We start from the raw sequence: 23,516 nt of genomic DNA, 5'->3' as shown, positions 1-23,516 counted from the left end.
CGGCGCGGTCGACTATTTCGACGAGGACGGCCGCAGCGCGCGCCAGTTCCTGCTGCGCAACCCGCTGCCCAACGGCAAGTACCGCTCCGGCTTCGGCGGCCGCAAGCACCCGATCCTCGGTTACGTCAAGATGCACACCGGCGTCGACTGGTCGGCGCCGACGGGCACGCCGATCATCGCTGCCGGCAATGCCGTCGTCGAAAAGGCCGGCTGGGCCGGCGGCTATGGCAAACAGACGATCCTGCGCCACGCCAACGGCTACGAGACGTCCTACAACCACCAGAGCCGCATCGCCCCGAACGTCACGCCGGGCGCGCGGGTCCGCCAGGGCCAGGTCATCGGTTATGTCGGCACCACCGGCCTGTCGACCGGCTCGCATCTGCACTACGAGCTGATCGTCAACGGCACCAAGGTCGACCCGATGCGTGTGCGCCTGCCCACCGGCCGCGTGCTGACCGGCGAAGACCTCACCGCCTTCAAGCTTGAACGCGAGCGCATCGACGATCTTCTCAAGGAAGAGAGCAAGGACTCGCTGAAGGTGGCGAGCACCGCAAAGGCCAGCGGCTAAGTCTTTCCAGAATATTGCGGACGGCCGTCGGCAGGATCAGCTTGCGACGCTTGCCCTGGCAACCCCGTCGCGGCCAAACCCGTCGCTCCTGGCGCGCTTGGCGATGTACATCGCACGGTCGGCCGACGCGATCAGCGCCTCGGCGTCGCTGCCATCGTCCGGGAAGACCGCAATTCCGACCGTGGCACCGACCGTCAGTTGCAGCAAACCGATCTCGATCGGCTTGGCGATGTCGCGTTGCAGCCGCTGGCTCAGGAAGAGCAATGCCTCGGGATTGCCGACGCCCGAGACGACCACGCCGAATTCGTCGCCGCCAAGCCGCGCCACCGTCGCCCCTTTCGGCGCCGCCTGGGTGATGCGCCGCGCCACCTCGACCAGAACGCCATCGCCGACGGCATGACCATGCGTGTCGTTCACCGGCTTGAACCCGTCGAGGTCGATATAGATCACACCACAGCCGGACGAGAACTTTTCAGCGTTGCCGATGGTCGACTTGATCTCCTCGCGGAACCGGCGGGAGTTGGCGAGCCCCGTCAGCGGGTCGTGGCGGGCGGAATCATGGGCCAGGCGTTCCGCCGCTTCGCGCCGCGCGATCTCGCGCGAGAGCTGCCGGGTGCGAAAGGCGAGCATGACAAGCGCGACGATGCCCGCGCTAAGCAGCAGCGACAGCAACTCGTCCAGTTGCCATTCCTCATAAGTTCGGGTTGCCTCGTAGAGGCGCTCGAACAATTCGAGACGCGTGGCGACAGCGAACAAGGCGACGCTGAGTATTGCCCAAGGTGCAAACGCTGCCATCCGGCGCCAATCGGCGCCGGCTGACCGGGTGCCTGTCGCCTCGCCCGTTTGCTGCTGCCGACGCTGATCGGATGCCGACATCGTTGCCACCTTGTCCAGAGGTTGAGACTGGCTTGAAGGCCTTAACAAGGTGCTAAACGCCGTCGGCCGTATTTTATCCATCGGCACCGGCCGGCACAGTGCCGCCCTTGTCCGCGGGCGTCTTTCTTTTCCACGACGGCTGCGTGAACCAGGCGACCGCTGACGCAACGAAGCACATCGCAGCCGAGATGGCAGCGATCGCCGCGAAGGCATCGTTGGTGGCCGCCACCCGCAGTGCTTCCGCCGCCGCATCGAGCGGCGTGCGGACATAGGCGCCGAACTCCGCGCCGGGTGCGGCAGACCCAACGACGTTGGCGAAGACGACGCCGGCGACCGCGCCGAGCGAGGCTACCGCCATCAGCCCTGCAGCACGGGCCAGCGCATTGTTGATGCCCGAGGCGAGACCAGTGTCTTCTTCCGGCGTCGCCCGCATCACGGCTGCCGACACCGGCGAGACGACGATCGCCATGCCGAGCCCCTTGAGCAGCAGGATCGGGAACGTCACCTGCCACAGCATCATCAGCGGCATGGTCAAGGCGAGGCCAAGATAGGAGAGGCCGACGATTGCCGCCCCCACGGTCAGCGGCCAGCGCGGTCCGATAGCATCGGAAAGCCGCCCCGAATAGCTCGACAGGCCGGCGATGAACAGGGACAGCGGCAGGAACAGCAGGCTCGCCTCCCACTCCTTCGCTCCCCAGCCCGAGACGACCGTCATCGGCAGGAAAAACAGCACCGCGTTGAAGGCGAAGAACAGGATCAGCGTATAGAGATTGGCGCCGGTGAAGGCGCGCGAGGCAAACAGCTCGAGCTTGACCATCGGCGCGCGCGCCCGGTGTTCCCACAGAATGAAGACGGCGAAGATGACCGCGCCGCCGACGATCCAGGCCCAGGGCGAGACCGCCCGCGCCTCGACCGGCAGGCCGAAGGCGGTCAGCCCCCAGGCCATCAGGCCGAGGCCGGCGGTCGCAAGGATCGCGCCGACGATGTCGAGCCGGCGCTTCGACGACGGACGGTCCTGCGGCACCTTGGTGAGCAGCATGGTCAGCGCGATCAATCCGATCGGCACGTTGATGGCGAAGATCAGCCGCCACATCCAATCGGCACCGAACGACAGCACCATGCCGCCGACGAACGGCCCCATCGCGGTGGTCAGCGAGGAGAAGGCGGCCCATTGGCCGATCGCCTTGCCACGCGTCGCGTTGGGATAGGACTTGGCGATGAGTGCGAGGCTGCCCGGCACCATGAGGGCAGCACCTATGCCCTGTGCCGCGCGCATGACGATCAGCATCTCGGCGTCGACGGCGAGCGCGCACGCGGCCGAGGTGACCATGAACAGGACGATACCGGTAGCGAAGATGTTGCGCACGCCGAACACGTCGCCGGCGGCCCCGCCGAGCAGGACGAGCGCCGAAAGGAACAGCATGTAGCCGTTGCTGATCCACTGGGCATCGACCAGCGACGCGCCGAGGTCTTCGCGGATGACCGGCATGGCGAGCGAGACCACCGAACCGTCGATGAAGCCCATGCTCGATGCCAGGATCGCCGAGACAAGCACGTAGCGCCGCGCCGCGGGCGGGCAGAAGACGTGGTTGTTGTTCTGGGCAGGCGGGGTGGCGGTGGTGTCCATGGCGCGAGACTATGTGCGGGAGGGGTGCGCGGGAAGTGACCAGGAAGACGAATTCTGGCAGCCAGGCGACATTGGGTTCTCCCGGGGTGGCCGGAGCGGGACACCCTCCCTTTGTAACTTGCCCGCTGCCGCATCTGCTATTGTTGTCGGTGCGGTGGCGGGCAAGTTACAAAGGGGACGTGCTCCGTTCTGCCACGCCCCGTTTCCGGTCTGGCCATTGCGCATGAAAAGTTCGGGAAGCGGGGCGCGAGGCCGTGCCTGCCGAATGCTAAATGGTGGCGCGAACCTCGCGTCCCGCCGGCGATTTCTGTCCCCGTCCGTTCCGCTTCCGGGGCATCGGGCATTTTCGCCTATGCCCCCACTAGCGCATCGTCCAGCGCACCCGGGCCGTAGTGCCCGAAGGGGAACCCTTGGACGGAACCTCCCCGGATCATGAGCCACGTTAGCCCACGAGCGGAGGCGCCGGTTCCTCCCCGCATGTCACCGTCGCGACCGGCGTTCCCGCGGGAGGAACTGGCGTGGATTGTACGGGAGGTTTGAGGGGCGTGGAGAATGGGGCGCGGCTATCCACGCGGGATGGTGACAGATGGTGACAGGGTGCATCGAATAATTGGGCGGCATTGGGCCGCGGAGGCAGTTGCCACGTCACGGCATGGATCCCCGGGTCTCCGCACGTCGCTTCGCTCTTGCTCCGCCCGAGGATGACGATGGCGTTGGGGCTCGCGGCACATCGCGGACGTCGGTAACTGGCAGCAAGCGCTTCACTGCAGCCAAATTCCTGCATTCCTGCCAATCGCTGCCCTTGGCGACTAGCGTCCCCCACCAATGCCGTCGTCATCCTCGGGCGGAGCAGGAGCGAAGCGAACTGCAGAGACCCGGGGATCCATGCCGTGACCGCCCCGTCTAGCTGACGGTGAAGGATCGCGACTGAGGAGATGTTGCGAGAGCTTCTGCGTGGCGATTGATCTCAGAAAAAAGCGAAAGCGTGGAAAACCTCTCCACGTTCGACACCTGTCACCCGAGAACAAAGCCCTATACTTTCCGCAATCGGAAACTTTCCCTTGCCGATCTCCCGACGATAAGATAGTTTCCGCAAACAGAAACCATTGGAGTCGCCCGGCATCATGGCGCTGACGCTTTACAGCCACCCCCTCGCCTCGTTCTGCCACAAGGTGCTGATCGCGCTCTACGAGAACGACGTGCCGTTTCAGGCCGAAACCGTCGACTTCGGCGATCCTGGCTCGGCGGCGGCATTGCTGGAGAAGTGGCCGGTCGGCAAGATTCCGGTGCTGCGCGACGATGCCCGCGACCGCACCGTGCCTGAGACCGGCATCATCATCGAATATCTCCAGCAGCATTATCCGGGCCCGGTGCCGATGCTGCCCGCTCACGCCGACAAGCGGCTCGACGCCCGGCTGTGGGAGCGCATTTTCGACCTCTACGTCAGCGTGCCAATGCAGAAGATCGTGACCGACCGGATTCGTCCCGAAGCCAGCAACGATCCGTTCGGCGTGGCCGACGCGCGACGCACGCTGGATACCGCCTATGCGATGATCGAGACCCAGCTGGCGGGCAAGACATGGGCGATGGGCGACGATTTCACCATCGCCGACTGCGCAGCCGCACCGGGGCTGTTCTTCGCCTCGATCGCGCATCCATTTGCCAGCGGCCAGCACAATCTCGCCGCCTATTTCGAGCGGCTTGTCGCGCGCCCTTCGATCAAGCGCACGCTTGCCGAGGCACGCCCCTATTTCCAGTTTTTCCCCTACCGCGAGGCGATGCCGGAGAGGTTTCTGCATGACTAGACGACATGCCGGTGGAGTGTGGCGATGATGGACCCGCAGCAACTGGATCGCATGTTCACCGCCCTCGCCGATGCCGGCCGACGCGGCATGGTCGAGCGGCTGAGCATCGGCCCGGCCACCGTCAAGGAACTGGCCGGACCGGCCAACATGCGGCTGCCTTCCGCTCTCAAGCATCTCAAGGTGCTCGAGGACGGCGGCATCGTCGTGTCGCGCAAGGTTGGACGGACGCGGACCTACAACATGCAGCCGGCGGCGTTCGCCGCCATCGACGAGTGGGTGCGCAAGCGCCAGACGGCCATGAACCAGGCCTTCGATCGCCTGGTCGAGGCGATGAACGAAATGCCCGAGGAGCAAGACCGATCATGACCGCGTCATCCGTCGCCCACACCACCTTTGTCATCGAGCGCGAATTGCCGGCGAGCCCCCGGCATGCCTTTCGTTTTTGGTCGGAGCCGGAGCTCAAGGCGCGCTGGAACGACTGCCATCCCGACTGGACCGTGCTCGAAGACAGCTTCGATTTCCGTGTCGGCGGCATCGAGGCCAAGCGCTGGCGCATGCCCGACGGCACCGAGCTGGCATTTCGCGCCGACTATTTCGACATCGCGGCCGGCCAGCGCATCATCTACGGCTTCGAAATGAGCCATGCCGGCAAGCGGATCTCCGCTTCGCTTGCGACCATCGAGCTTTTGCCCGAAGGGGCGCAGACGCGGATGAGGTTCACCGAGCAACTGGCGTTCCTCGGCCCTGCCGACGCCATGGCGGCGCGCATCTCGGGCACAGGAACGGGATTCGACCGGCTGGTCGAGGTCGTCGCAAGGGAGGCGGCAAGCGTGCACTAACTCGCGTCGAAGCCTTCGTGGAAAGCGACCTCGCCGCTGGGAACCTCGTCGCCGAATGCCAGCCGCTGGACATACTCCGGCGGAATGTCGCCATAGGTAAGGTCGGGGTCGGCGACGAAGGCAAAGCGGCTGTAGTAGGCCGGATCGCCGACAAGCACGCAGCCCTTGGCTCCCAGTTGCCGCAGCGCTTCGAGCCCGTGGCGGATGAGGGACTGGCCGGTGCCCCTGCCCTGCCGGTCGGGCCAGACTGAAACCGGCCCGAGGCCGTACCAGCCGAGGTCCTTGCCACCGATGGTCACCGGCGAGAACGCAACGTGGCCCAGAATCTCGCCATCGTCTTCGGCGACCAGCGACAGCGTCAAGGCACCGGCATCGCGCAAGGCGTCGACGATGGCCGCTTCGGTTTGGCTCGAATGCGGAGCATCGGCGAATGCGGCGCGAGTGAGCGACCGTATGGTGTCGACATCCTCGGGCCGTTCAGCGCGTATCTTCATGCAGTTGCCCTGTGTTACTTGCGGTCTTGACCGGTTCATGCCCGGCCATGTCCCTCGTCAGCGGTCAGCACGCCTGAGGGTGCCAAGGTGGTTTTCGTCGAGCGATTCGATCGTCACCGCCGAGGCCTTTCCGTCAGGCCCGACGGCGAAGCGGACTGCCGAAGGCATGTCGGGCATTTCCGGATTTGGAAAAGCCAGGAAAAGATCGCGGTCGAAATGCGTCAACGGATAGGATCGGGCGCCATCCGGACCGACCTGAAGCACAAGGCCGTTTTCCGCGCCCGAAACCACGGCGTCGCCGACGAAATCGTTGGAATAACGGCCCGCATAGGCGCCGCTCGGCAATGCTGGCGTGGCCGGCGACGGCGGCGTGGCGTACGTCGCCTTGGCAGCCGCGACAGCCGGGCCGAACAGGCCGTCGAAGACCGTGTTCCACGACTTCACCCAGTCCGTGTCGACCCTTCCGTCGAAGACGAGATCAGCGAAGCTGTCCGACAATCCCTCAGGCACGCCTGTCGGGAAAGCGTTGACGAGGATCACGATACCGAGCTTCTGCTTCGGAAACAGCGTGACCAGGCTGCGCGCACCGACGCTGAAAGCGCCTGCATGGCCCCAGCTCAGGCCATGACGACCGAACTCGACATTCCAGCCAAGACCGTAGAACGAAGCCCCGCCCGTGACAGGGTTGCTTCCGCGGGTCATCAGCGGGACATGGGTCTGATCCAGCGCATCGGCCGCGATCAGCGTCTTTCCGCCATGGACCCCGTTGCCAAGTTCGAGACGGACCCACTGCACCAGATCCCGCACGGTGGAACTGATGCCGCCGGCGGGCGCCTGCGCGTCCGGCTGACGCTGGACCTTTGCTGCCCATGCACCGCCGATCTTGACGTGGAGAGAGGCGCGATTGGCATGCTTGACGAAATCGGCATGGCGAGAACTGGTCGATGTCATGCCGAGCGGGCGGTAGAGCTTTTCCTCGGCGACGTCTTCCCACGCTTTGCCTGTCGATTTGGCCGCCGCGACAGCACCCTCCGTCAGCCCGAAATTGCTGTAGGAATAGCCGGCGCGAAAACTCGACGACGGTGTGATGAACCGCAAGCGGCGCAGGATTTCCGTGCGGTCGTAGCCGATGTCCTCGAGGTCGTCGCCGGCCGTGCCGGGAAGACCGCTGCGATGGGCAAACAGGTCGCGGATGGTGAGTTGGCTTGTCGGATAGGGATCGGCAAGCCGAAAGGCCGGGTCCAGGTCAACGATCCTCGAGTCCCAGGAAACGAGCCCCTCGCCGACCAGCGCCGCCACGACGGTGGAGGAAACCGGCTTGGACAACGAGGCAATCTGGAACACGGTGTCGGCGTCGACCGCTTCGGGCTTGCCTACCTCGCGCAGTCCAAATCCCTTGAGGTAGACGACTTCGTCATCATGCACGACGCCGATGGCGAGGGCCGGCACGCCGCCATCGGCAACGACGGCTTCGGCCTGCTGCTCGAGTTTTGACAGCGCGGCAGTGACTTGCTCAAGCTTGACTTGTTCCGGCGTGACCGTCTGAGCCAGGGCCGGGCCCGGCGCGAGCGTCATGGCCGAAAGAACAACCCAGCTCTTCCAGCGGCGAACAAACCAGTCTGCGGGTAGTCGCATGCGCCCGGCTCCCTCTGCACCCAGCCTGCAGCTTCAAGCTACAGGTTGACGCAAGGGAATCCAAGCTTGGCCGTTATTCCATGAACTCGACCGGCACGCCCGACTTGACGATCTTGGCGAGCTCGCGCGCATCCCAATTGGTCAGGCGCACGCAGCCATGGCTCTCGGTCTTGCCGATCTTGGACGGGTCGGGGGTGCCGTGGATGCCATAGGTCGGCTTGTCGAGCGCGATCCAGACCGAACCGACCGGGCCGTTCGGCCCCGGCGGGATGGTCAGCACCTTGTCGTTTTCGCCCTGCTTGAAATTGATCTTGGGGTTGTAGGTGTAGTTGGGATCGAGCGCGACCCGCGACACCGCATGGATGCCGGTCGGCGACGGCGTGTCGCTCGAGCCGATGGTGGCGGGATAGGCGGCGACCAGCTGGCCTTCGGCATTGTAGGCGCGCACCTGCTTCAGGCTCTTGTCGGCGATGATGCGCGCGACCGGCTTGTTCACCAGCTTGCCGAAATTGGCGACCTTCACGATGGTGCCGGGGCGGTTGAAATTGGCCTCCGGGTTGAGCGCCTTGAGATAGTTCTCATCCATGTGGAAACGCTCGGCCAGCATTTCGGTGACCGAGGTGAAGCTCATGCGCTCGAGCTTGGCCTTTTCGCTGTAGTCGGCCGGAACCGAGGCGACGAACGGGCCGGCGGCATCTTCAGGGGTGATGGTGTAGGAGCCGAAGGCGTCGCCGCCGGTCTCGGCCAGGGCCTGCTTGATGCCCTCGGCGTCGGTCGACTTGAGGCTCGTGCCGGTCAGCTCGTTGTAGGCCGCCAGCGCCTTGTCGACATTGGAGCCGAAGCGCCCGTCGATGACGCCGGGCGAAGCACCGGCGCGGTCGAGCAGGATCTGCAGGGCGGCGACGTCCTCGCGGCCCTTGACCGCGATCGACGGCTCGAGCGGCTGTTCGGTGATGCGCGGCGTCGAAGGTAGCGCCGGCTGGTCGTCGGGGCTCTGCAGCGGCTCGCGCGCAACGACGCGTGGACCGCCCGGCGCATCGGGAAAGGCGTTGGGGTCGTCGTAATAGTCGTCGTTGGGGTCGGCTGGAACGGCAGGCGCATCGTCGGAATAATAGCCGTCGTCGGCCGGCCCGATCAGCACGTCGCCCTCGCGGTAGTCGCGGCGAAGCTCCTGGCGGCGCAATTCGCGGCGCAGCGCCTGGCGGTTGAGCCGCGTCTCCGGCGGCTGTACCGCGATGACCTTGCCGGTATAGGGATCGACCAGCACGCGGTTACCGCGGCCGTCGTAGAAGATCTCGACGTCCTCGCTTTGGGCGAGGCGGATGGCCTGCGGGTCCGTCTCCACGCGTTGCGGCGCGGCTTCGCCGGTGGGCGACACCGCGGCCATTGCCTGGAGGGCCGACAGGCCGGTGGCCATGGCCGAAAGCACAACGATCTTGCGCAACATGGTCGCCAAATCTCTCCGAATCTCGACCGCCGGCAGGCGGTCACGGTGGAATCACTGTTGTCCACCGTCATCCAATAACGATCTGCTAACCCTTCCAACATGAACAGGGCATGAAAATGGCCGCTTTGCAGGCTTTTGCGGTCATATCCGGCCGCAGGCAGCGGCTGCGCAGGGCGAGCTAGGTTCTCTAGACCGGCAGTCCGAGCAGCTGGCGGGTTGCCTTGGGAAGTTTCACCGCAATCAGCCGGTGGCTTTCGCCGATGTAGTCGCGCAGCCCTTGGTCATCCATGGTTTCGCCGGTCTGGCGCTGGATCCATTTCATGCCGCGCGAGGCAAGATAGGGCGCGGGTCTCAGGCCCGGCTGCTCCTTCAGGATGTCGAACGCCATCTCGGAAACCTTGAAGGAGACGGCGAGCCCTGCGACGTCACTCCAGCCGCCGATGGCAAAGACCTTGCCGCCGACCTTCCAGACATGCGCACCGCCCCACTGCACGACATGGGTCGTATGCGGCAGCGAGGCGCAGAAGCCGTTGTATTCGTCGAGTGTCATGGTCACGATACCCCCCGCAATTCTTTCAATTATTCCGCAATGGAAGCTAACTTTACTTTCACGATGCCGTGTCAGATTTGCGCATGATTAGTCCCGGTGCGCACAAAGGAAAATCGTCGATGGAAAACGGCGGCAACATCTGGTCCACGTCGCTACGCATCATGAAGAAAGAGATCATTTACGTCCTGGCGTATTGCGCGATGATCGTGGTTTTCCTGATGATCGAAGAAAAAATGGAGAATACATCCGCGAGCTCCATCGCGCTGACGTTCGCATCCGCGATGTTGGCAATCCCTGCACATTTATCGGTTCTGTCCCGCCTCGGCACGGCAGACGCCATGCGTGAACTGCAAAGCAAGAGCCCAAGATACATCGGCAGCTTCGTGTTCCGCACAATCGTCCTGGGCGTAATTTCCTGCGCACCAATGCTGGCCCTGGTCATATTCCTGTCTGCAAACAACTGGGGAAGGACCAGCCTCATTGCCACGGCAGTTTTGGTACTGCTTTTGTCGGCAGCCCTGGTTTTCGCAAAGTGGGGAACCATGCTGCCCGCCATCGTCATGCAGAGCGACAAAACATTTGCAGCCGCCGGGCGCCGCGGCAGAATGAGTTTTTTCTATGCATTCCCTCGGCTGCTCGTGTCGTTCGGCCTCTTGAGCGTTGTACAGATCCTGGCTATCGCAGCCGCAGCCAACATGCTGGGCGCAGGGGACTCCTACTTCCCGGCAGCAGGCGGCTTTGATTTCGGCCTCCTGCTCAGCGCGATGATTGCCACAGCCATCAGCAGCTACCAGATCGTCATGACTGCGGTCATTCTCTCACGCTCCTACCTGCGGGCCGAAAACGCCGCCAACTGTCGTGATCTCGTTGCGGTTGAGGCGATTTGAAACTGGCCCTTGCTGTTTCCAGCAAGGGCCAGTTCATCACATTACGCAGCCGCCTCTTCGCTCACCACCGTCGGCTTGGAGCGGAAGTTGAGGCGGTCGGAACCCGCAATGATCTTGACGGTCGAACCGTCGAGGATCTCGCCGCCGAGGATCTTTTCGGCGAGCGGGTCCTGCAGCTCCTTCTGCATGACGCGTTTGAGCGGACGTGCGCCATAGGCCGGGTCGTAGCCCTTGTGCGCCAGCCACTCGATCGCGTCGGGCGCGAGGTCGAGCGTGATCTTGCGGTCGGCGAGCAGCTTTTCCAGCCGCTGGAGCTGGATCGCGACGATCTTGCCCATGTCCTGCTGGCGCAGGCGATGGAACAGGATGACCTCGTCGATGCGGTTGAGGAACTCCGGCCGGAACGCGCTCTTTACCACGCCCATGACTTCGTCACGGACCTGGTCGACATCCTCGCCCTCGCCCAGCGCCACCAGATACTCGGCGCCGAGGTTCGACGTCATGATGATCAGCGTGTTGCGGAAGTCGACGGTGCGGCCCTGACCATCGGTCAGGCGGCCGTCGTCGAGCACCTGCAGGAGCACGTTGAAGACGTCGGGGTGTGCCTTTTCGATCTCGTCGAACAGGATCACCTGGTAGGGCCTGCGGCGCACGGCTTCGGTCAGCGTGCCGCCTTCCTCATAGCCGACATAGCCGGGAGGCGCGCCGATCAGCCGGGCGACCGAGTGCTTTTCCATGAACTCCGACATGTCGATGCGCACCAGCGCGTGCTCGTCGTCGAACAAATAGTCGGCGAGTGCCTTGGTGAGCTCGGTCTTGCCGACGCCGGTCGGGCCAAGGAACATGAACGAGCCGATCGGCCGGTTCGGGTCCTGCAGGCCGGCGCGGGCACGCCGCACCGCCTTGGACACCGCCTGCACCGCCTCGCCCTGGCCGACGACGCGGACGCCGATCTCGTCTTCCATGCGCAGAAGCTTCTCGCGCTCGCCTTCGAGCATCTTGTCGACCGGAATGCCGGTCCAGCGCGACACCACATGGCCGACATGGTCGGGCGTCACGGTCTCTTCGACCATCGTGCCGCGACCTTCCAGCGCCTCCGCCTCGACCAGCTTCTTTTCAAGCTCGGGGATGCGCCCATAGGCAAGCTCGCCCGCCTTCTGGAACTCGCCCTTGCGCTGGGCGATGGCGAGTTCGTTGCGCGCTTCTTCGAGCTGGCCCTTGAGGTCGGCGGCAAGGCCGAGCTTTTCCTTCTCGGCCATCCACTGGCTCGTCACCCGGGTCGACTCCTCCTCGAGACCGGCCAGCTCCTTTTCGAGCCTGTCGAGGCGATCGCGGGAAGCTTCGTCCTTCTCGAGCTTGAGCGCCTCGCGCTCGATCTTGAGCTGCATGATGCGGCGGTCGATCTCATCGAGGGCTTCCGGCTTGGAATCGATCTGCATGCGCAGCCGCGATCCGGCCTCGTCGACGAGGTCGATCGCCTTGTCGGGCAGGAAGCGGTCGGTGATGTAGCGGTTGGACAGCGTGGCCGCGGCGACCAGCGCCGAGTCCGAGATACGCACCTTGTGGTGCTGCTCGTACTTCTCCTTCAGGCCGCGCAGGATCGAGATGGTGTCCTCGACCGTCGGCTCCGAGACGAAGACCGGCTGGAATCGGCGGGCCAGGGCAGCGTCCTTTTCGACATGCTTGCGGTACTCGTCGAGCGTGGTGGCACCGACGCAGTGCAACTCGCCGCGCGCCAGCGCCGGCTTGAGCAGGTTGGACGCATCCATCGCGCCATCGGCCTTGCCGGCACCGACCAGCGTGTGCATCTCGTCGATGAACAGGATGATGCCGCCGGCAGCCGAGGTGACCTCGGACAGCACGGCCTTCAGCCGCTCCTCGAACTCGCCGCGATACTTGGCGCCAGCGATCAGCGCACCCATGTCGAGCGCCATCAACTGCTTGTCCTTGAGAGACTCCGGCACGTCGCCATTGACGATGCGCAGCGCAAGACCTTCGGCAATTGCCGTCTTGCCGACGCCGGGTTCACCGATCAGCACCGGGTTGTTCTTGGTGCGCCGCGACAGCACCTGGATGGTGCGACGGATCTCGTCATCACGGCCGATGACCGGGTCGAGCTTGCCGGCGCGGGCGTCGGCCGTCAGGTCACGGGCGTATTTCTTCAAAGCGTCATAACCCTGCTCGGCGCTGGCCGAGTCGGCGGTACGGCCCTTGCGGATGTCGTTGATCGCCTGGTTCAGCGCCTGCGCGGTGACACCGGCCTTGGCAAGGATGTCGGCGGTCTTGGCCGACTTTTCGACGGCGAGCGCGGTCAGCAGGCGCTCGACGGTGACGAAGCTGTCGCCGGCCTTCTTGGCGAGGTCCTCGGCGGTCGAAAACACCTTGGCAAGCGGCTGGGCCATATAGAGCTGGCCGTTGCCGCCCTCGACCTTCGGCAGCGCATCGAGCGCCCCCTCGACGCCGAGCTTGACGTCGCGGGCGCGGCCGCCGGCGCGCTCGACAAGCGACGCGGCAAGGCCTTCCTCATCGTCGATGAGGACTTTCAGGATATGTTCGGGGGTGAACTGCTGATGGCTGCGCGAAAGCGCCATCGTTTGCGCCGACTGGATGAAACCGCGGACGCGTTCGGAATACTTTTCAGGGTTCATTCGATGTCTCCATTCCGTACCCGGCCCGCTTTGCGGCACCGGTCTGGCTCAAGGTGACGGATCCGCCCAAACGGGCCGGACCCAACTGAGCGTGATATGGTGAGTAGGACGATATCCCTCAAGACGTATTGATCGAAGTCAAAAAACAAAAAAAGGCGGCGGGAGTTTCTGGCTCCCGCCGCCTTCTATTCTCAATGTTCCGACGATGTCGGCGTGCTGATCAGCTGTCGGCTACGGCAAGCCCGCCTTCGGGCACCGGTGCCTCGGCAGCGGCCTCGCCTTCCGGCGCAGCGGCGCGTTCGCCGCGGCGCGGACGACGGCCACGACGCGGTGCCACGGCAACTTCGCCCTCGGCCGCTTCAACGGCAGGTGCTGCCTCGGCGACCGCTGCTTCCGGCTGCGGCTGCTCGACGGCAGCTGCTTCGACCTGCGGAGCTTCGGCCTGAGCGGCCTCAGCCTGCTGGTCGGGCTGGCGACGCTCGGGACGGCGTCCCTCGTGACGCGGACGGCGCTCACGGCGACCTTCGCGCGGCTGACCTTCGCCGGCTGCCTCTGGATTGAGGGCGACTTCGGCGGGCGTGCCTTCGATCTCCGGCTGCGGACCAGTGCCGTTTGCGACCGGCTCCTGCTGCGGCTGCTGGACTTGCGCCTGCTGATCGGCAACGTTGTTGCCAACGCCGTCATCGTCGCGCTCGTCGTCCATGTCGCCGTCGAACTCGTCGCGGCTCTGTTGCTGGTGCTGGATCGGCATCTGCGCCATGGCGGCAGCGATGATGCGGTTGTAATGCTCTGCGTGCTGAAGGTAGTTTTCGGCCATCACGCGATCGCCAGAGCTTTGCGCGTCGCGCGCCAGCGTGGCGTATTTTTCGGCGATCTGCTGCGCGGAGCCACGGATCTTTACGTCCGGACCGTTGCTCTCGTAGTTGCGCGTAAGCGGGTTTGGACCCTTGCGGTTGCTGTTATTATTATTGTTGTTGCTATTGTTATTATTGTTGTTGTTACGACCGCGCATGCGCCTGTTCTGCTGTTGTGGCCTCATCAGATTCTCTTTGTGTTGAATTCATCCGAACGGGGGCACTTAGGCGGCCTGCCGTTTCGTATCTTTCCGCCCGTGATCGCCCGCAACATCTTTGCGTCGGCGCCACATGCCATCCTGTCTCGGTTTCATGTCACTTGCCGGACGATCCCCGCACGAAGCTAGAGCGTCGTCTACGCAAGAAGGCAGCTAGTTTCGAAGGAAACCGAATCGTTAACAGCACTGCCTGCTTCGTCTCATCCGGTTGCCGGAAACTAGCGGCATTCACTTTCCTTGCCAAGCGGTTTTTTTAGAGCCGTTTGGCGGTGGTCAGCACCGGAACACGAGCACCCGGTCGTTGCCGCCCAAGTCCTTGTGCTGGGCCAACAAATGGTAACCGGCCTGCTCGAATATTTCGGTCACGTCGCGTCGCTGGTCGTGCCCGATTTCGAGCCCGACAAGGCCATCTTTCTCAAGATGGCGCGCAGCACCCGACGCTATCGTTCTGTATGGCTCAAGACCGTCCGGGCCACCGTCGAGCGCGCGGCGCGGATCAAAATTGCGAACCTCGTTCTGCAAATCCTCGATCTCTGATGAAGATATATAGGGAGGATTTGAGACGATTAAATGGTGCCGGCCATCAATCTCTGAAAACCAGTCGGATTTTTTTGCCGAAAAGCGCGCTAAGACCCCCAATTGCCCGGCATTTGCCGCAGCCGTCGCCAGCGCATCGTCGGAGACGTCGACGCCGGTCGCCACGGCCCGCGGCTCCTGGGTGACCAGCGCAAGCGCAATGGCCCCTGTGCCGGTGCCGAGATCGAGAATACGGCAGATGCCGTCGCGCGCCGCAGTCTCGCGCACAAAGGGCAACACCGCATCGACCAGCGTCTCGGTGTCCGGGCGCGGCTCCAGCGTTTCGGCCGAGAGGCTGAGCCGCATGCCGTAGAAATCGCGATAGCCGAGGATGCGGTGTACCGGCTCGCCGGCAAGTCGGCGGTCGAGTGCTGCCTCGATTTCAGCGACCTGCCCGACGATCCTGTCGGGCGAAGAGATCGCGTCAGTGCGTGTCGTGCCGGAGAAATGCTCGACGAGCAGCCGGGAATCGAATGCCGCGTCCGCGATGCCGGCGTCGGCAAGGCGCTGGCGCGCATGACGCAGGAGTTCGCCGAGCGGACGCTCAGCCATCCGAGCCCATGTCGGCCAGAAGCTTCGACTGGTGGTCGGCGATCAGCGCGTCGACGACGTCGTCGAGTTCGCCCATCATCACGCGGTCGAGCTTGTAGAGCGTCAGGTTGATGCGGTGGTCGGTCAGCCGCCCTTGCGGGAAATTGTAGGTGCGGATGCGCTCGGACCGGTCGCCCGAGCCGACCTGCGACTTGCGCGACGACGAGCGTTCCTCATCGGCGCGGCTGCGCTCCATGTCGTAGAGGCGCGCACGCAGGATCTGCATGGCGCGGGCTCGGTTCTGATGCTGCGATTTTTCCGCCTGGACCACCATGATGCCGGTCGGCAGGTGGGTGATGCGCACCGCCGAGTCGGTCGTGTTGACGTGCTGGCCACCCGAACCCGAGGCACGCATCGTGTCGATGCGGATGTCTTCGGGGCGGATGTCGATGTCGACCTCCTCGGCCTCCGGCAGGACGGCAACCGTCGCGGCCGAAGTGTGGATGCGGCCGCTGCCTTCGGTCGCCGGAACGCGCTGGACGCGGTGAACGCCGGACTCGAACTTCAGATGAGCGAACACGCCCTTGCCCGATACGGTGGCAATGATTTCCTTGAAGCCGCCGGCATCGCCGTCGCTGGCGGAGGCTACCTCGAAGCGCCAGCCACGCGAGGCGGCGTAACGCTCGTACATGCGATAGAGGTCGCCGGCGAACAGGGCGGCCTCGTCGCCGCCGGTGCCGGCGCGGATTTCGAGGATGGCGTTGCGCTCGTCGGCCGCGTCCTTGGGCAGGAGCAGGATCTGGATTTCGCGCTGCAGCGCCTCGATGCGGTGCTCGACATCGGGCTTGTCCATCTCGGCGAGCGCACGCATCTCGGCATCCGTGCCCTTGTCGGACAGCATCGCCTCGAGATCGATGAGTTCCTGCTCGGCGCCGCGCAGGTCGCGGATCCTGGCAACAAGGTCCTGGATGTCGGAATATTCGGACGCCAGCTTGACGTAGACGTCGGGGGCCGGGCCAGCCGCCATCTGTGCTTCGAGCATGTCGAAGCGCTTGACGACCTGGTTCATTCTGTCGTGGGGCAGGCTGATCATAGGGGTATGGAACGGTCGTCCGCAAAGGCCTGGAGCAACGCGCGCATCGGCAGGTTGGCGGCAGGACCGGAAAGGTTGTCGTCGAGGAAGGATTTCAGCTCGCCGAGAGGAAGTTCCGTCAGCATCGCCTTGACCGGGCCGATGGAGGCCGGGGACATGGAGATCGAGCGGTAGCCGAGGCCAAGCAGTGCCATCGCCGAGATCGGCTTGCCGGCGAGTTCGCCGCACAGCGTGACCGGCGTGTGGTTGCGCGCACCGGCATCGGCGATCTGCTTGAGCACCCTCAGGAACGGCACCGACAGCGGGTCGAAGCGGTCGGCGAGTTGGGTGTTGCCGCGGTCGGCGGCCATGACGAACTGGAACAGGTCGTTGGAGCCGACAGAGACGAAGTCGACCGCCTGCATCAGCTCGTCGAGCTGCCACAGGAGCGACGGCACCTCGATCATCGCGCCGAGCTTGAGGCTCGTCGGCAGATGGTGGGCGAAGCGCGAAAGGTGGCGCACCTCACGGTCGATGATCTCGCGTGCCTGGGCGATTTCCGAGAGCTCGGTGACCATCGGCAGCATGACCTTGAGCTCGCGCCCGCCGGCAGCCTTGAGCAGCGCGCGGACCTGGGTGCGCAGCAGGCCGGGTCGGTCGAGGGTGAGCCGGATGGCGCGCCAGCCGAGCGCCGGGTTCTCTTCCTCCTGCACCGAGCCCTTGAAATAGGGCAGCACCTTGTCGCCGCCGATGTCGATCGTGCGGAAAGTGACGGGGCGGCCGCGGGCGATGTCGAGCACGTCGCGGTAGAGTTTTTCCTGCGCTTCGGCGCGCGGAAACGTCGAGGCGACCATGAACTGCAGTTCTGTGCGGAACAGGCCGATGCCGGCAGCACCTGCCTCTGCCAGCTGCGGCAAGTCGACGGCAAGGCCGGCATTCATCAACAGGTCGACCTTGACGCCGTCCTTGGTCTCGGACGGCTTCTTGCGCAGTTCGCGGTAGAGTTCCTGCCGCCGCGCGCGGAAGCGCACCTTCTCGGCGTAAGCGGCTTCCAGATCGGGCTGCGGGCGCAGATGAACCGCCCCCTCCTCGCCGTCGACGATGATCGGATCGCCGTTTTCCGACATGGAAACGGCGCCCTTCATCTGGCCGGCGACGGGAATGCCCATGGCGCGCGCGACGATGACGACGTGGCTGGTCGGCGCACCGTCTTCCAGCACCAGGCCGCGCAGCCGATCGCGGGGATAGTCGAGCAGCTCGGCCGCACCCATCGAGCGGGCGACGATGATGGCGTCCTTGGGCAGCGATGCGGCGATCGTCTCGGGGCCGCGGCCCATCAGCTGGCGCAGGAGGCGGTTGGCGAGATCGTCGAAATCGCTCATCCGCTCGCGCAGATAGGGATCGGTCATGTGCAGCATGCGGGCGCGCATGTCGCTCTGGACCTTTTCGACCGCAGCTTCCGCCGTCAGGCCGTTGCGGATCGCCTCTTCGAGGCGGCGCACCCAGCCGCGGTCGTTGGCAAACATCCGGTAGGCTTCGAGAACCTCGCGATGCTCGCCCTCGAAGGCGACGTCGCGGCGCTCCAGCATGTCGTCGATCGACAGGCGCAGCGAACCGAGCGCATCCTCGAGCCGGCGCAGCTCCTCCTCGCTGTCCTCGTTGAACAGGTTGGTGACGACGATGCGCGGCTCATGCAGCACGACATGGCCAAGGCCGACGCCTTCGTTGAAGGCGATGCCGGTAAAGCTGGCCGGGCGCGACATGTCGAGCTCGAGGCCGGGCCGGCTCAGCCGGCCGATGTCGCCCGAGGCGATCATCTCGGCGATGACCATGGCGGTGGTTTCGAGCGCCTCGATCTCGTCGTCGCGATAGTGGCGCATGGTCTTGTTCTGGACGACCAGCACGCCGAGCGTGCGCCCTGCCCTGAGCACCGGCACGCCGAGGAAGGAATGATAGATCTCCTCGCCCGTTTCCGGCAGGTAGGCGAAGGCGGGGTGTTCCTGGGCGTTGGACAGGTTGAGGGCGCGGGCGCTCGCCGCGATCGTGCCGACCAGGCCCTGGCCGAGACGCAGCTGGGCCAGGTGAACGGCATTCGGGTTCAGACCGACGGTGGCGTAGAGCTCGAGCACCGAGTCGGCGCGCAGCACGTAGAGCGAGCAGACCTCGGCCACCATGTTGGCGGCGATATCGCGCACGATCCTGTCGAGCCGTTCCTGTGGCTCGAGAGGCTCCGCCATCAATTCGCGGAGCCGTTTCAGAAGTACGCGTGGCCCAGCGGCCATGTCACGTATCATTCACCGTCTCCAATGGTTTGGACCCGGCACGGCACATGCTGCACGCCGGCAACGCGGTGACGCTCGACTCCTTGATACTACTGCTTATCGAGACCGTAGACGGAATGCAAAGTGCGAACCGCAAGTTCAGTATACGGGCCGTCGATAAGGATCGAGATCTTGATCTCCGACGTGGTGATGGCGCGGATGTTGATGCCCTTCGCAGCCAGCGCCTGGAAGGCAGTGGCCGCAACGCCGGCATGGCTGCGCATGCCGATGCCGATGACCGACACCTTGGACATGCCCTCGTCGTGCTGGACGGCGTCGTAGCCGATGTCGGGGCGAATCTTCTCGAGCACGGCCAGCGCCTTGTTGACGTCGCCCGACGGCACGGTGAACGTCATGTCGGTGAACTTGCCGTCCTCCGAGATGTTCTGGACGATCATGTCGACATTGATGTTGGCCTCGGCCAGCGGGCCGAAGATGCCGCCCGCAACACCCGGTCGGTCTGCGACCCGGCGCAGCGAGACCTGAGCTTCGTCCTTGGCGTAGGCGATTCCGGTGACGACCTGCTGTTCCACGATTTCTTCCTCGTCACAAATGAGCGTTCCAGGCGGATTGAGAAAATCGCCCATGCCGGGCGCATCCGGATCTTCGAAGGAAGAACGCACGAAGGTGCGAACGCGATGCACCATGGCGAGTTCGACCGACCGGACCTGCAGCACCTTGGCGCCGAGCGAGGCCATTTCGAGCATTTCCTCGAACGAGATGCGCGACAGGCGCCGCGCCTTGGGCTCGATCCGCGGATCGGTAGTATAGACGCCATCGACGTCGGTGTAGATGTCGCAGCGATCAGCCTTCACCGCCGCAGCGATGGCGACGGCGCTGGTGTCGGAGCCGCCACGGCCGAGGGTGGCGATGCGATTGTCCGGGCCGATGCCCTGGAAGCCGGCGACGACGGCGACCTGGCCTTCCTGGAAGCGCTTGACCAGGAACGAGCCGTCGATGTCGAGGATGCGGGCGGCACCATGGGAGTTGTCGGTCTTGATCGGGATCTGCCAGCCCTGCCAGGACCGCGCATTGACGCCGATGTTCTGTAGCGCGAGCGCCAGCAAGCCAGCCGTCACCTGTTCGCCCGAGGCGACCACGGCGTCATATTCGCGTGCGTCGTGCATCGGCGATGCGTCGCGGGTCCAGGCGACCAGTTCGTTGGTCTTTCCGGCCATGGCCGAAACCACCACCGCAACCTCGTGGCCCGCGTCAACCTCGCGTTTGACATGACGCGCCACGTTGCGGATTCGGGCGATGTCGGCGACGGACGTACCGCCGAATTTCATCACGATGCGCGCCATAGAAGCGAAATGCCCTTGCCATAAACGCCGGCCCCGAGGGGCCGGAAAATGAGTGAAAACACCGGTCTGCGACACGGTGTCGAATGCGCGGCCTGCATAGCCAAAACACGCGCATTCCGCAAGGACGCCCGGCCAGACAAATCAGCGCGATTTTTTTGCCGGCGCGCAAAGTCGGCACGTGGATTTCGATGCACTGTCGAACCGCAGCGGAATTGTCGCCTTGACAATCCCCGCGCCAGACCCGACTTCCTTGCGCTCGAAGGAGACCACAGCAATGCCAGATCCCCGCCCATCGACCATCGATGCCGGAGAAGTCGAGCGGTTCTCGGCGCTCGCCGCCGAATGGTGGAACCCAAACGGCAAGTTCCGCCCGCTGCACAAGTTCAACCCGATCCGCCTGGGCTACATCCGCGACCAGGTCGCCGCACGCTTCGGCCGCGACACCCATGCCGCGCGGCCCTTCGAGGGCCTGCGCATTCTCGACATCGGCTGCGGCGGCGGCCTGTTGTGCGAGCCGATGGCCCGCCTTGGCGCCGAAGTGGTGGGGGCGGACGCCTCGGCCACCAACATCGAAGTGGCCAAGATCCACGCAGCCGAAAGCGGCGTGACGGTAGACTATCGCGCCACCACGGCTGAAGACCTCGCAGATGCGGGCGAAAAGTTCGACATCATCCTCAACATGGAAGTGGTCGAGCACGTCGCCGACGTCGAGCTGTTCGTCAAGAAATGCGGCGAGATGGTCAAGCCCGGCGGCATCATGTTCGTTGCCACCATCAACCGCACCTTCAAGGCGCTCGGCCTCGCCATCGTCGGCGCAGAGTATGTGCTGCGCTGGCTGCCGCGCGGCACCCACCAATACGGCAAGCTGGTGCGCCCGGAAGAACTGGACAAGGCGCTCACCGGTGCCGGTCTCGCCACCATCGACCGTACCGGGGTGACCTACAACCCGCTGGCCGACCGCTGGCAGAAATCCCGCGACATGGACGTCAACTACATGGTGCTGGCGGAAAAGGCGGCCTGAGGGTTTACCGACGGGCCGCGCAAATTTGCGCCGCCCGCCGCGATCCCTGACATTGTGGGCTCACCATGACGGGATCGAGAGCCATGACACCTGAAGATGTCAGACGGATCGCCCTGGAACTGCCCGCGGCGACCGAGAAATCACATTTCGGCAAGCCCGACTTCCGCGTCCGCGACCGTGTCTTCGCCACCTTGGCCGATGACGGCAACGCCGTGGTCAAGCTGACGCGCGACCAGCAGGAGATGGTGTGTGGCAGTGAACCGGCACTGTTTCAGCCGGTGGACGGCGGCTGGGGCAAGCAGGGCTGGACCCGCGTGACACTGGCAGCAGCCGACGAGGCGGCATTGCGCAGCGCGGTGGTGACGGCCTGGCGCAACATGGCGCCGGTTACGTTGCGCAAGGCGTTTGATCTGGCGGGTGGGTGAGGTTGCGAGTTTCTCGGCGCTAGCTGGGGTCTTCTGTAACAAGCCTTGGGTGGCGGGACGCGACGCCAGTCCGTGAGCGCGCGCGATTTGCAGCTGGTCTGCACCGGAATTGCGGTGGACAGGTCACGGCATGGATCCCCGACACTCTCCGCTCCACAAGGGCGCAGGTCAGTCACCAGACCCTAGGGCGTGGCAAGTAATAGCCGTCTCACACAGGGGGAGAAGGAAACGTCTCCCGGTCAGTTCCGGTCGTCGGGGAAAACCGGCAGCGGCATGAATTCGATGCCGTCCTCGGCAAGGCCCTTGGCCTCCTCGATCGTCGCGGCACCATAGATGCCGCGCGCCTCGGTCTCGCCGAAATGGATCTTGCGCGCTTCCTCGGCGAACTTGTCGCCGACATTCTCGGCGTTTTCACGCACCTTCTCGGACAGGTCCTTGAGCGCTGCCATCATCTTGCGCTGCTGCTCGCCCATGGCGAGCGCGACCTTTTCCTGCTTGCGCGAGGTCGAGACGGCTGGCGCCATCAGTGCCTTTTCGACCTTCTGCGAGCCGCATTCGGGACAGGAGACGAAACCGCGCTTGCGCTGCGTTTCGAAGTCGTCGTTGCTGCGGAACCAGCCCTCGAAGTCATGCGCGCGGTCGCAATGGAGGGAAAAGCGGATCAAGATGCGGCTCCCCGGAGCGCTCCCTGGCCCGTGCCACGAAGCGATACGCTGAATTCGCGCGCATTCTTGAGATTGGGGATCTTCTTGCGTGCATCGGCCGAATGCTGGGTGTCGATCTCGGCAACGATGACTCCGGGCTCGTCATGGGCGGCCTCGGCAAGGATGCGGCCCCACGGGTCGATGATCAGCGAATGGCCAAAGGTTTCGCGGCCGTCCTCATGCTTGCCGCCCTGGCCAGCGGCGATGACGAAGGCGCCGTTTTCGATGGCGCGCGCACGCAGCAGGACATGCCAGTGGGCTAGGCCGGTCTGGCGGGTGAAGGCGGCAGGCGCGGTCAGCACCTCGGCACCGGCCAGCGCCTCGGCACGGAACAGTTGCGGGAAGCGCAGGTCGTAGCAGATGGCAAAGCCGATCTTGGCGAGCGCCGTGTCGGCGACGACGGCTCCCGTGCCCGGCTCGTAGGCCGAGGACTCGCGCCAGCTCTCGCCATTGTCGAGGTCGACGTCGAACATGTGGATCTTGTCGTAGACGGCGAGCGTGCCGCCGTCAGGACCAAACAGGAACGCCCGGTTGGCGAGCTTGCCGTCGGCCCGCACGATGGCGGTCGAGCCGACATGCAGGTGGATGCCGAGTTCGGCAGCGAGCTTGCGGCCGGTGGCCACGATCAGGTCGCGATCCTCCGAGGTGAAGGCCGTGGCACGGGCATCCTTGTCGCCGACGATGGCGCCGGTCATCTCGGGCGTCTGCACATACGTCGCGCCCTGTCCGGCAGCCTCGCGCACCAGGGCCTCGAAATCACGGGCGTTGCGCTCCGGCTCCTTGCCCGAACGCATCTGCACCGCTGCCGCCTTGAAAATCGCCATGGTCCGTCCTCAGCTCTATGCGCCGGCAGCGAGAAGTTGATCGAGCCTGCCTTGCGCATCGAGCGCATGCAGGTCGTCGCAACCGCCGACATGGGTGTTGCCGATGAAAATCTGCGGGAACGTCGCGCGGCCGTTGGCGCGCGAGACCATTTCCTGCCGAAGCTCAGGCGAGAAGCTAGCGTCATGCTCGGTGAATGCAACGCCCTTGCGCTCCAAAAGGCGCTTGGCCGCAGTGCAGTAGCCACACATCATGCGCGTATAGATAGTCACATCGACCATGACAGAAACCC

22 protein-coding genes (1 of these 22 running past the window's edge) are annotated in these 23,516 nt (G+C 64.6%); 7 read left to right on the top strand and 15 right to left on the bottom strand.

Annotated features, from left to right (window positions below; genetic code table 11):
• Positions 1 to 568, top strand: the end of a protein-coding gene (locus O1Y97_RS08385; RefSeq protein ID WP_318763714.1) for a M23 family metallopeptidase. Its footprint begins 1,400 nt before the window's first position; the window shows 568 of its 1,968 coding nt (coding positions 1,401–1,968); the start codon falls outside the window, past its left edge; the stop codon is at positions 566 to 568.
• 36 nt (positions 569 to 604) lie between these two features.
• Here the strand turns inward: O1Y97_RS08385 and O1Y97_RS08380 are convergent, their stop codons facing one another.
• Together O1Y97_RS08380 and O1Y97_RS08375 are read right to left on the bottom strand one after the other, a co-directional pair.
• Entirely contained in the window at positions 605 to 1,444 is an 840-nt protein-coding gene (locus O1Y97_RS08380; RefSeq protein ID WP_318763713.1) for a GGDEF domain-containing protein, read from the bottom strand.
• Between the two features lie 73 nt (positions 1,445 to 1,517).
• Positions 1,518 to 3,071 (bottom strand): MFS transporter, encoded by a 1,554-nt coding sequence (locus O1Y97_RS08375; RefSeq protein WP_318763712.1) that lies wholly within the window; start codon positions 3,069 to 3,071, stop codon positions 1,518 to 1,520.
• Positions 3,072 to 4,195: 1,124 nt separating this feature from the next.
• Between O1Y97_RS08375 and O1Y97_RS08370 the strand changes: the two genes are divergently transcribed.
• The 3 genes from O1Y97_RS08370 to O1Y97_RS08360 are packed head-to-tail and all read left to right on the top strand — an operon-like array spanning position 4,196 to position 5,715.
• Entirely contained in the window at positions 4,196 to 4,876 is a 681-nt protein-coding gene (locus tag O1Y97_RS08370) for a glutathione S-transferase family protein (protein WP_318763711.1), read from the top strand.
• Positions 4,877 to 4,900: 24 nt separating this feature from the next.
• Entirely contained in the window at positions 4,901 to 5,242 is a 342-nt protein-coding gene (locus O1Y97_RS08365; protein ID WP_183262415.1) for an ArsR/SmtB family transcription factor, read from the top strand.
• On the top strand, positions 5,239 to 5,715 hold the full coding sequence (locus O1Y97_RS08360; RefSeq protein ID WP_318763710.1) for an SRPBCC family protein: 477 nt from the start codon (positions 5,239 to 5,241) through the stop codon (positions 5,713 to 5,715). The genes O1Y97_RS08365 and O1Y97_RS08360 overlap by 4 nt, the downstream gene beginning before the upstream one ends.
• On the opposite strand, the gene O1Y97_RS08355 is transcribed toward O1Y97_RS08360, so the two are convergent.
• From O1Y97_RS08355 to O1Y97_RS08340, 4 genes are all read right to left on the bottom strand, one after another.
• Positions 5,712 to 6,209, bottom strand: coding sequence for a GNAT family N-acetyltransferase (locus O1Y97_RS08355; protein ID WP_318763709.1), 498 nt, complete (start codon positions 6,207 to 6,209; stop codon positions 5,712 to 5,714). The two genes, O1Y97_RS08360 and O1Y97_RS08355, sit on opposite strands and share 4 nt — an antisense overlap.
• Positions 6,210 to 6,266: 57 nt before the next feature.
• The gene (locus tag O1Y97_RS08350) at positions 6,267 to 7,844 is read right to left on the bottom strand and encodes a serine hydrolase (RefSeq protein WP_318763708.1); all 1,578 of its coding nucleotides are present in this window, start codon (positions 7,842 to 7,844) and stop codon (positions 6,267 to 6,269) included.
• A 73-nt stretch (positions 7,845 to 7,917) separates the two neighbouring features.
• Complete coding sequence (locus O1Y97_RS08345; RefSeq protein ID WP_318763707.1) at positions 7,918 to 9,291, bottom strand: L,D-transpeptidase family protein; 1,374 nt, start codon at positions 9,289 to 9,291, stop codon at positions 7,918 to 7,920.
• A 187-nt stretch (positions 9,292 to 9,478) separates the two neighbouring features.
• The gene (locus O1Y97_RS08340; RefSeq protein ID WP_318764172.1) at positions 9,479 to 9,841 is read right to left on the bottom strand and encodes an MmcQ/YjbR family DNA-binding protein; all 363 of its coding nucleotides are present in this window, start codon (positions 9,839 to 9,841) and stop codon (positions 9,479 to 9,481) included.
• Between the two features lie 119 nt (positions 9,842 to 9,960).
• Between O1Y97_RS08340 and O1Y97_RS08335 the strand changes: the two genes are divergently transcribed.
• Complete coding sequence (locus O1Y97_RS08335) at positions 9,961 to 10,728, top strand: hypothetical protein (protein ID WP_318763706.1); 768 nt, start codon at positions 9,961 to 9,963, stop codon at positions 10,726 to 10,728.
• A gap of 41 nt (positions 10,729 to 10,769) precedes the next feature.
• On the opposite strand, the gene clpB is transcribed toward O1Y97_RS08335, so the two are convergent.
• The 6 genes from clpB to O1Y97_RS08305 all read right to left on the bottom strand — a co-directional run bounded on the left by clpB (position 10,770) and on the right by O1Y97_RS08305 (position 20,252).
• The gene (gene clpB / locus O1Y97_RS08330; RefSeq protein ID WP_318763705.1) at positions 10,770 to 13,376 is read right to left on the bottom strand and encodes an ATP-dependent chaperone ClpB; all 2,607 of its coding nucleotides are present in this window, start codon (positions 13,374 to 13,376) and stop codon (positions 10,770 to 10,772) included.
• A 220-nt stretch (positions 13,377 to 13,596) separates the two neighbouring features.
• Positions 13,597 to 14,388 (bottom strand): DUF4167 domain-containing protein, encoded by a 792-nt coding sequence (locus O1Y97_RS08325; RefSeq protein ID WP_404801273.1) that lies wholly within the window; start codon positions 14,386 to 14,388, stop codon positions 13,597 to 13,599.
• 333 nt (positions 14,389 to 14,721) lie between these two features.
• Positions 14,722 to 15,576, bottom strand: a complete 855-nt coding sequence (gene prmC / locus O1Y97_RS08320; protein ID WP_318763703.1) for a peptide chain release factor N(5)-glutamine methyltransferase — start codon at positions 15,574 to 15,576, stop codon at positions 14,722 to 14,724.
• Entirely contained in the window at positions 15,569 to 16,648 is a 1,080-nt protein-coding gene (gene prfA, locus O1Y97_RS08315) for a peptide chain release factor 1 (protein ID WP_318763702.1), read from the bottom strand. The genes prmC and prfA overlap by 8 nt, the downstream gene beginning before the upstream one ends.
• A complete protein-coding gene (ptsP, locus tag O1Y97_RS08310) occupies positions 16,645 to 18,921 on the bottom strand; it encodes a phosphoenolpyruvate--protein phosphotransferase (RefSeq protein WP_210307832.1) in 2,277 nt (758 codons plus the stop codon). The genes prfA and ptsP overlap by 4 nt, the downstream gene beginning before the upstream one ends.
• Before the next feature lie 77 nt (positions 18,922 to 18,998).
• Positions 18,999 to 20,252 (bottom strand): aspartate kinase, encoded by a 1,254-nt coding sequence (locus O1Y97_RS08305; RefSeq protein WP_108606913.1) that lies wholly within the window; start codon positions 20,250 to 20,252, stop codon positions 18,999 to 19,001.
• A gap of 274 nt (positions 20,253 to 20,526) precedes the next feature.
• Here O1Y97_RS08305 and ubiG point away from each other — a divergent pair, with 274 nt between their 5' ends.
• Together ubiG and O1Y97_RS08295 are read left to right on the top strand one after the other, a co-directional pair.
• Entirely contained in the window at positions 20,527 to 21,273 is a 747-nt protein-coding gene (gene ubiG / locus O1Y97_RS08300; protein ID WP_108606912.1) for a bifunctional 2-polyprenyl-6-hydroxyphenol methylase/3-demethylubiquinol 3-O-methyltransferase UbiG, read from the top strand.
• A gap of 83 nt (positions 21,274 to 21,356) precedes the next feature.
• Positions 21,357 to 21,698 (top strand): MmcQ/YjbR family DNA-binding protein, encoded by a 342-nt coding sequence (locus tag O1Y97_RS08295; RefSeq protein ID WP_318763701.1) that lies wholly within the window; start codon positions 21,357 to 21,359, stop codon positions 21,696 to 21,698.
• Between the two features lie 239 nt (positions 21,699 to 21,937).
• Here the strand turns inward: O1Y97_RS08295 and O1Y97_RS08290 are convergent, their stop codons facing one another.
• Genes O1Y97_RS08290 through grxC form a run of 3 tightly spaced genes read right to left on the bottom strand, consistent with a single transcriptional unit; the run spans position 21,938 to position 23,505 of the window.
• Positions 21,938 to 22,363 carry a DUF1178 family protein gene (locus tag O1Y97_RS08290; RefSeq protein WP_108606909.1) on the bottom strand — a complete coding sequence of 142 codons (426 nt, stop codon included), beginning with the start codon at positions 22,361 to 22,363 and terminating at the stop codon, positions 21,938 to 21,940.
• Positions 22,360 to 23,226: a carbon-nitrogen hydrolase family protein gene (locus tag O1Y97_RS08285; protein WP_318763700.1), complete on the bottom strand. Its 867-nt coding sequence runs from the start codon at positions 23,224 to 23,226 to the stop codon at positions 22,360 to 22,362. Before O1Y97_RS08285 ends, O1Y97_RS08290 begins: the two co-directional genes overlap by 4 nt.
• A gap of 15 nt (positions 23,227 to 23,241) precedes the next feature.
• Positions 23,242 to 23,505, bottom strand: a complete 264-nt coding sequence (gene grxC, locus O1Y97_RS08280) for a glutaredoxin 3 (protein WP_108606907.1) — start codon at positions 23,503 to 23,505, stop codon at positions 23,242 to 23,244.
• Positions 23,506 to 23,516: the final 11 nt, after the last annotated feature.

It is taken from the genome of Aminobacter niigataensis, assembly GCF_946995915.1.
GTDB lineage: Bacteria > Pseudomonadota > Alphaproteobacteria > Rhizobiales > Rhizobiaceae > Aminobacter > Aminobacter niigataensis.
This window is presented reverse-complemented; position numbering and strand designations above follow the sequence as displayed.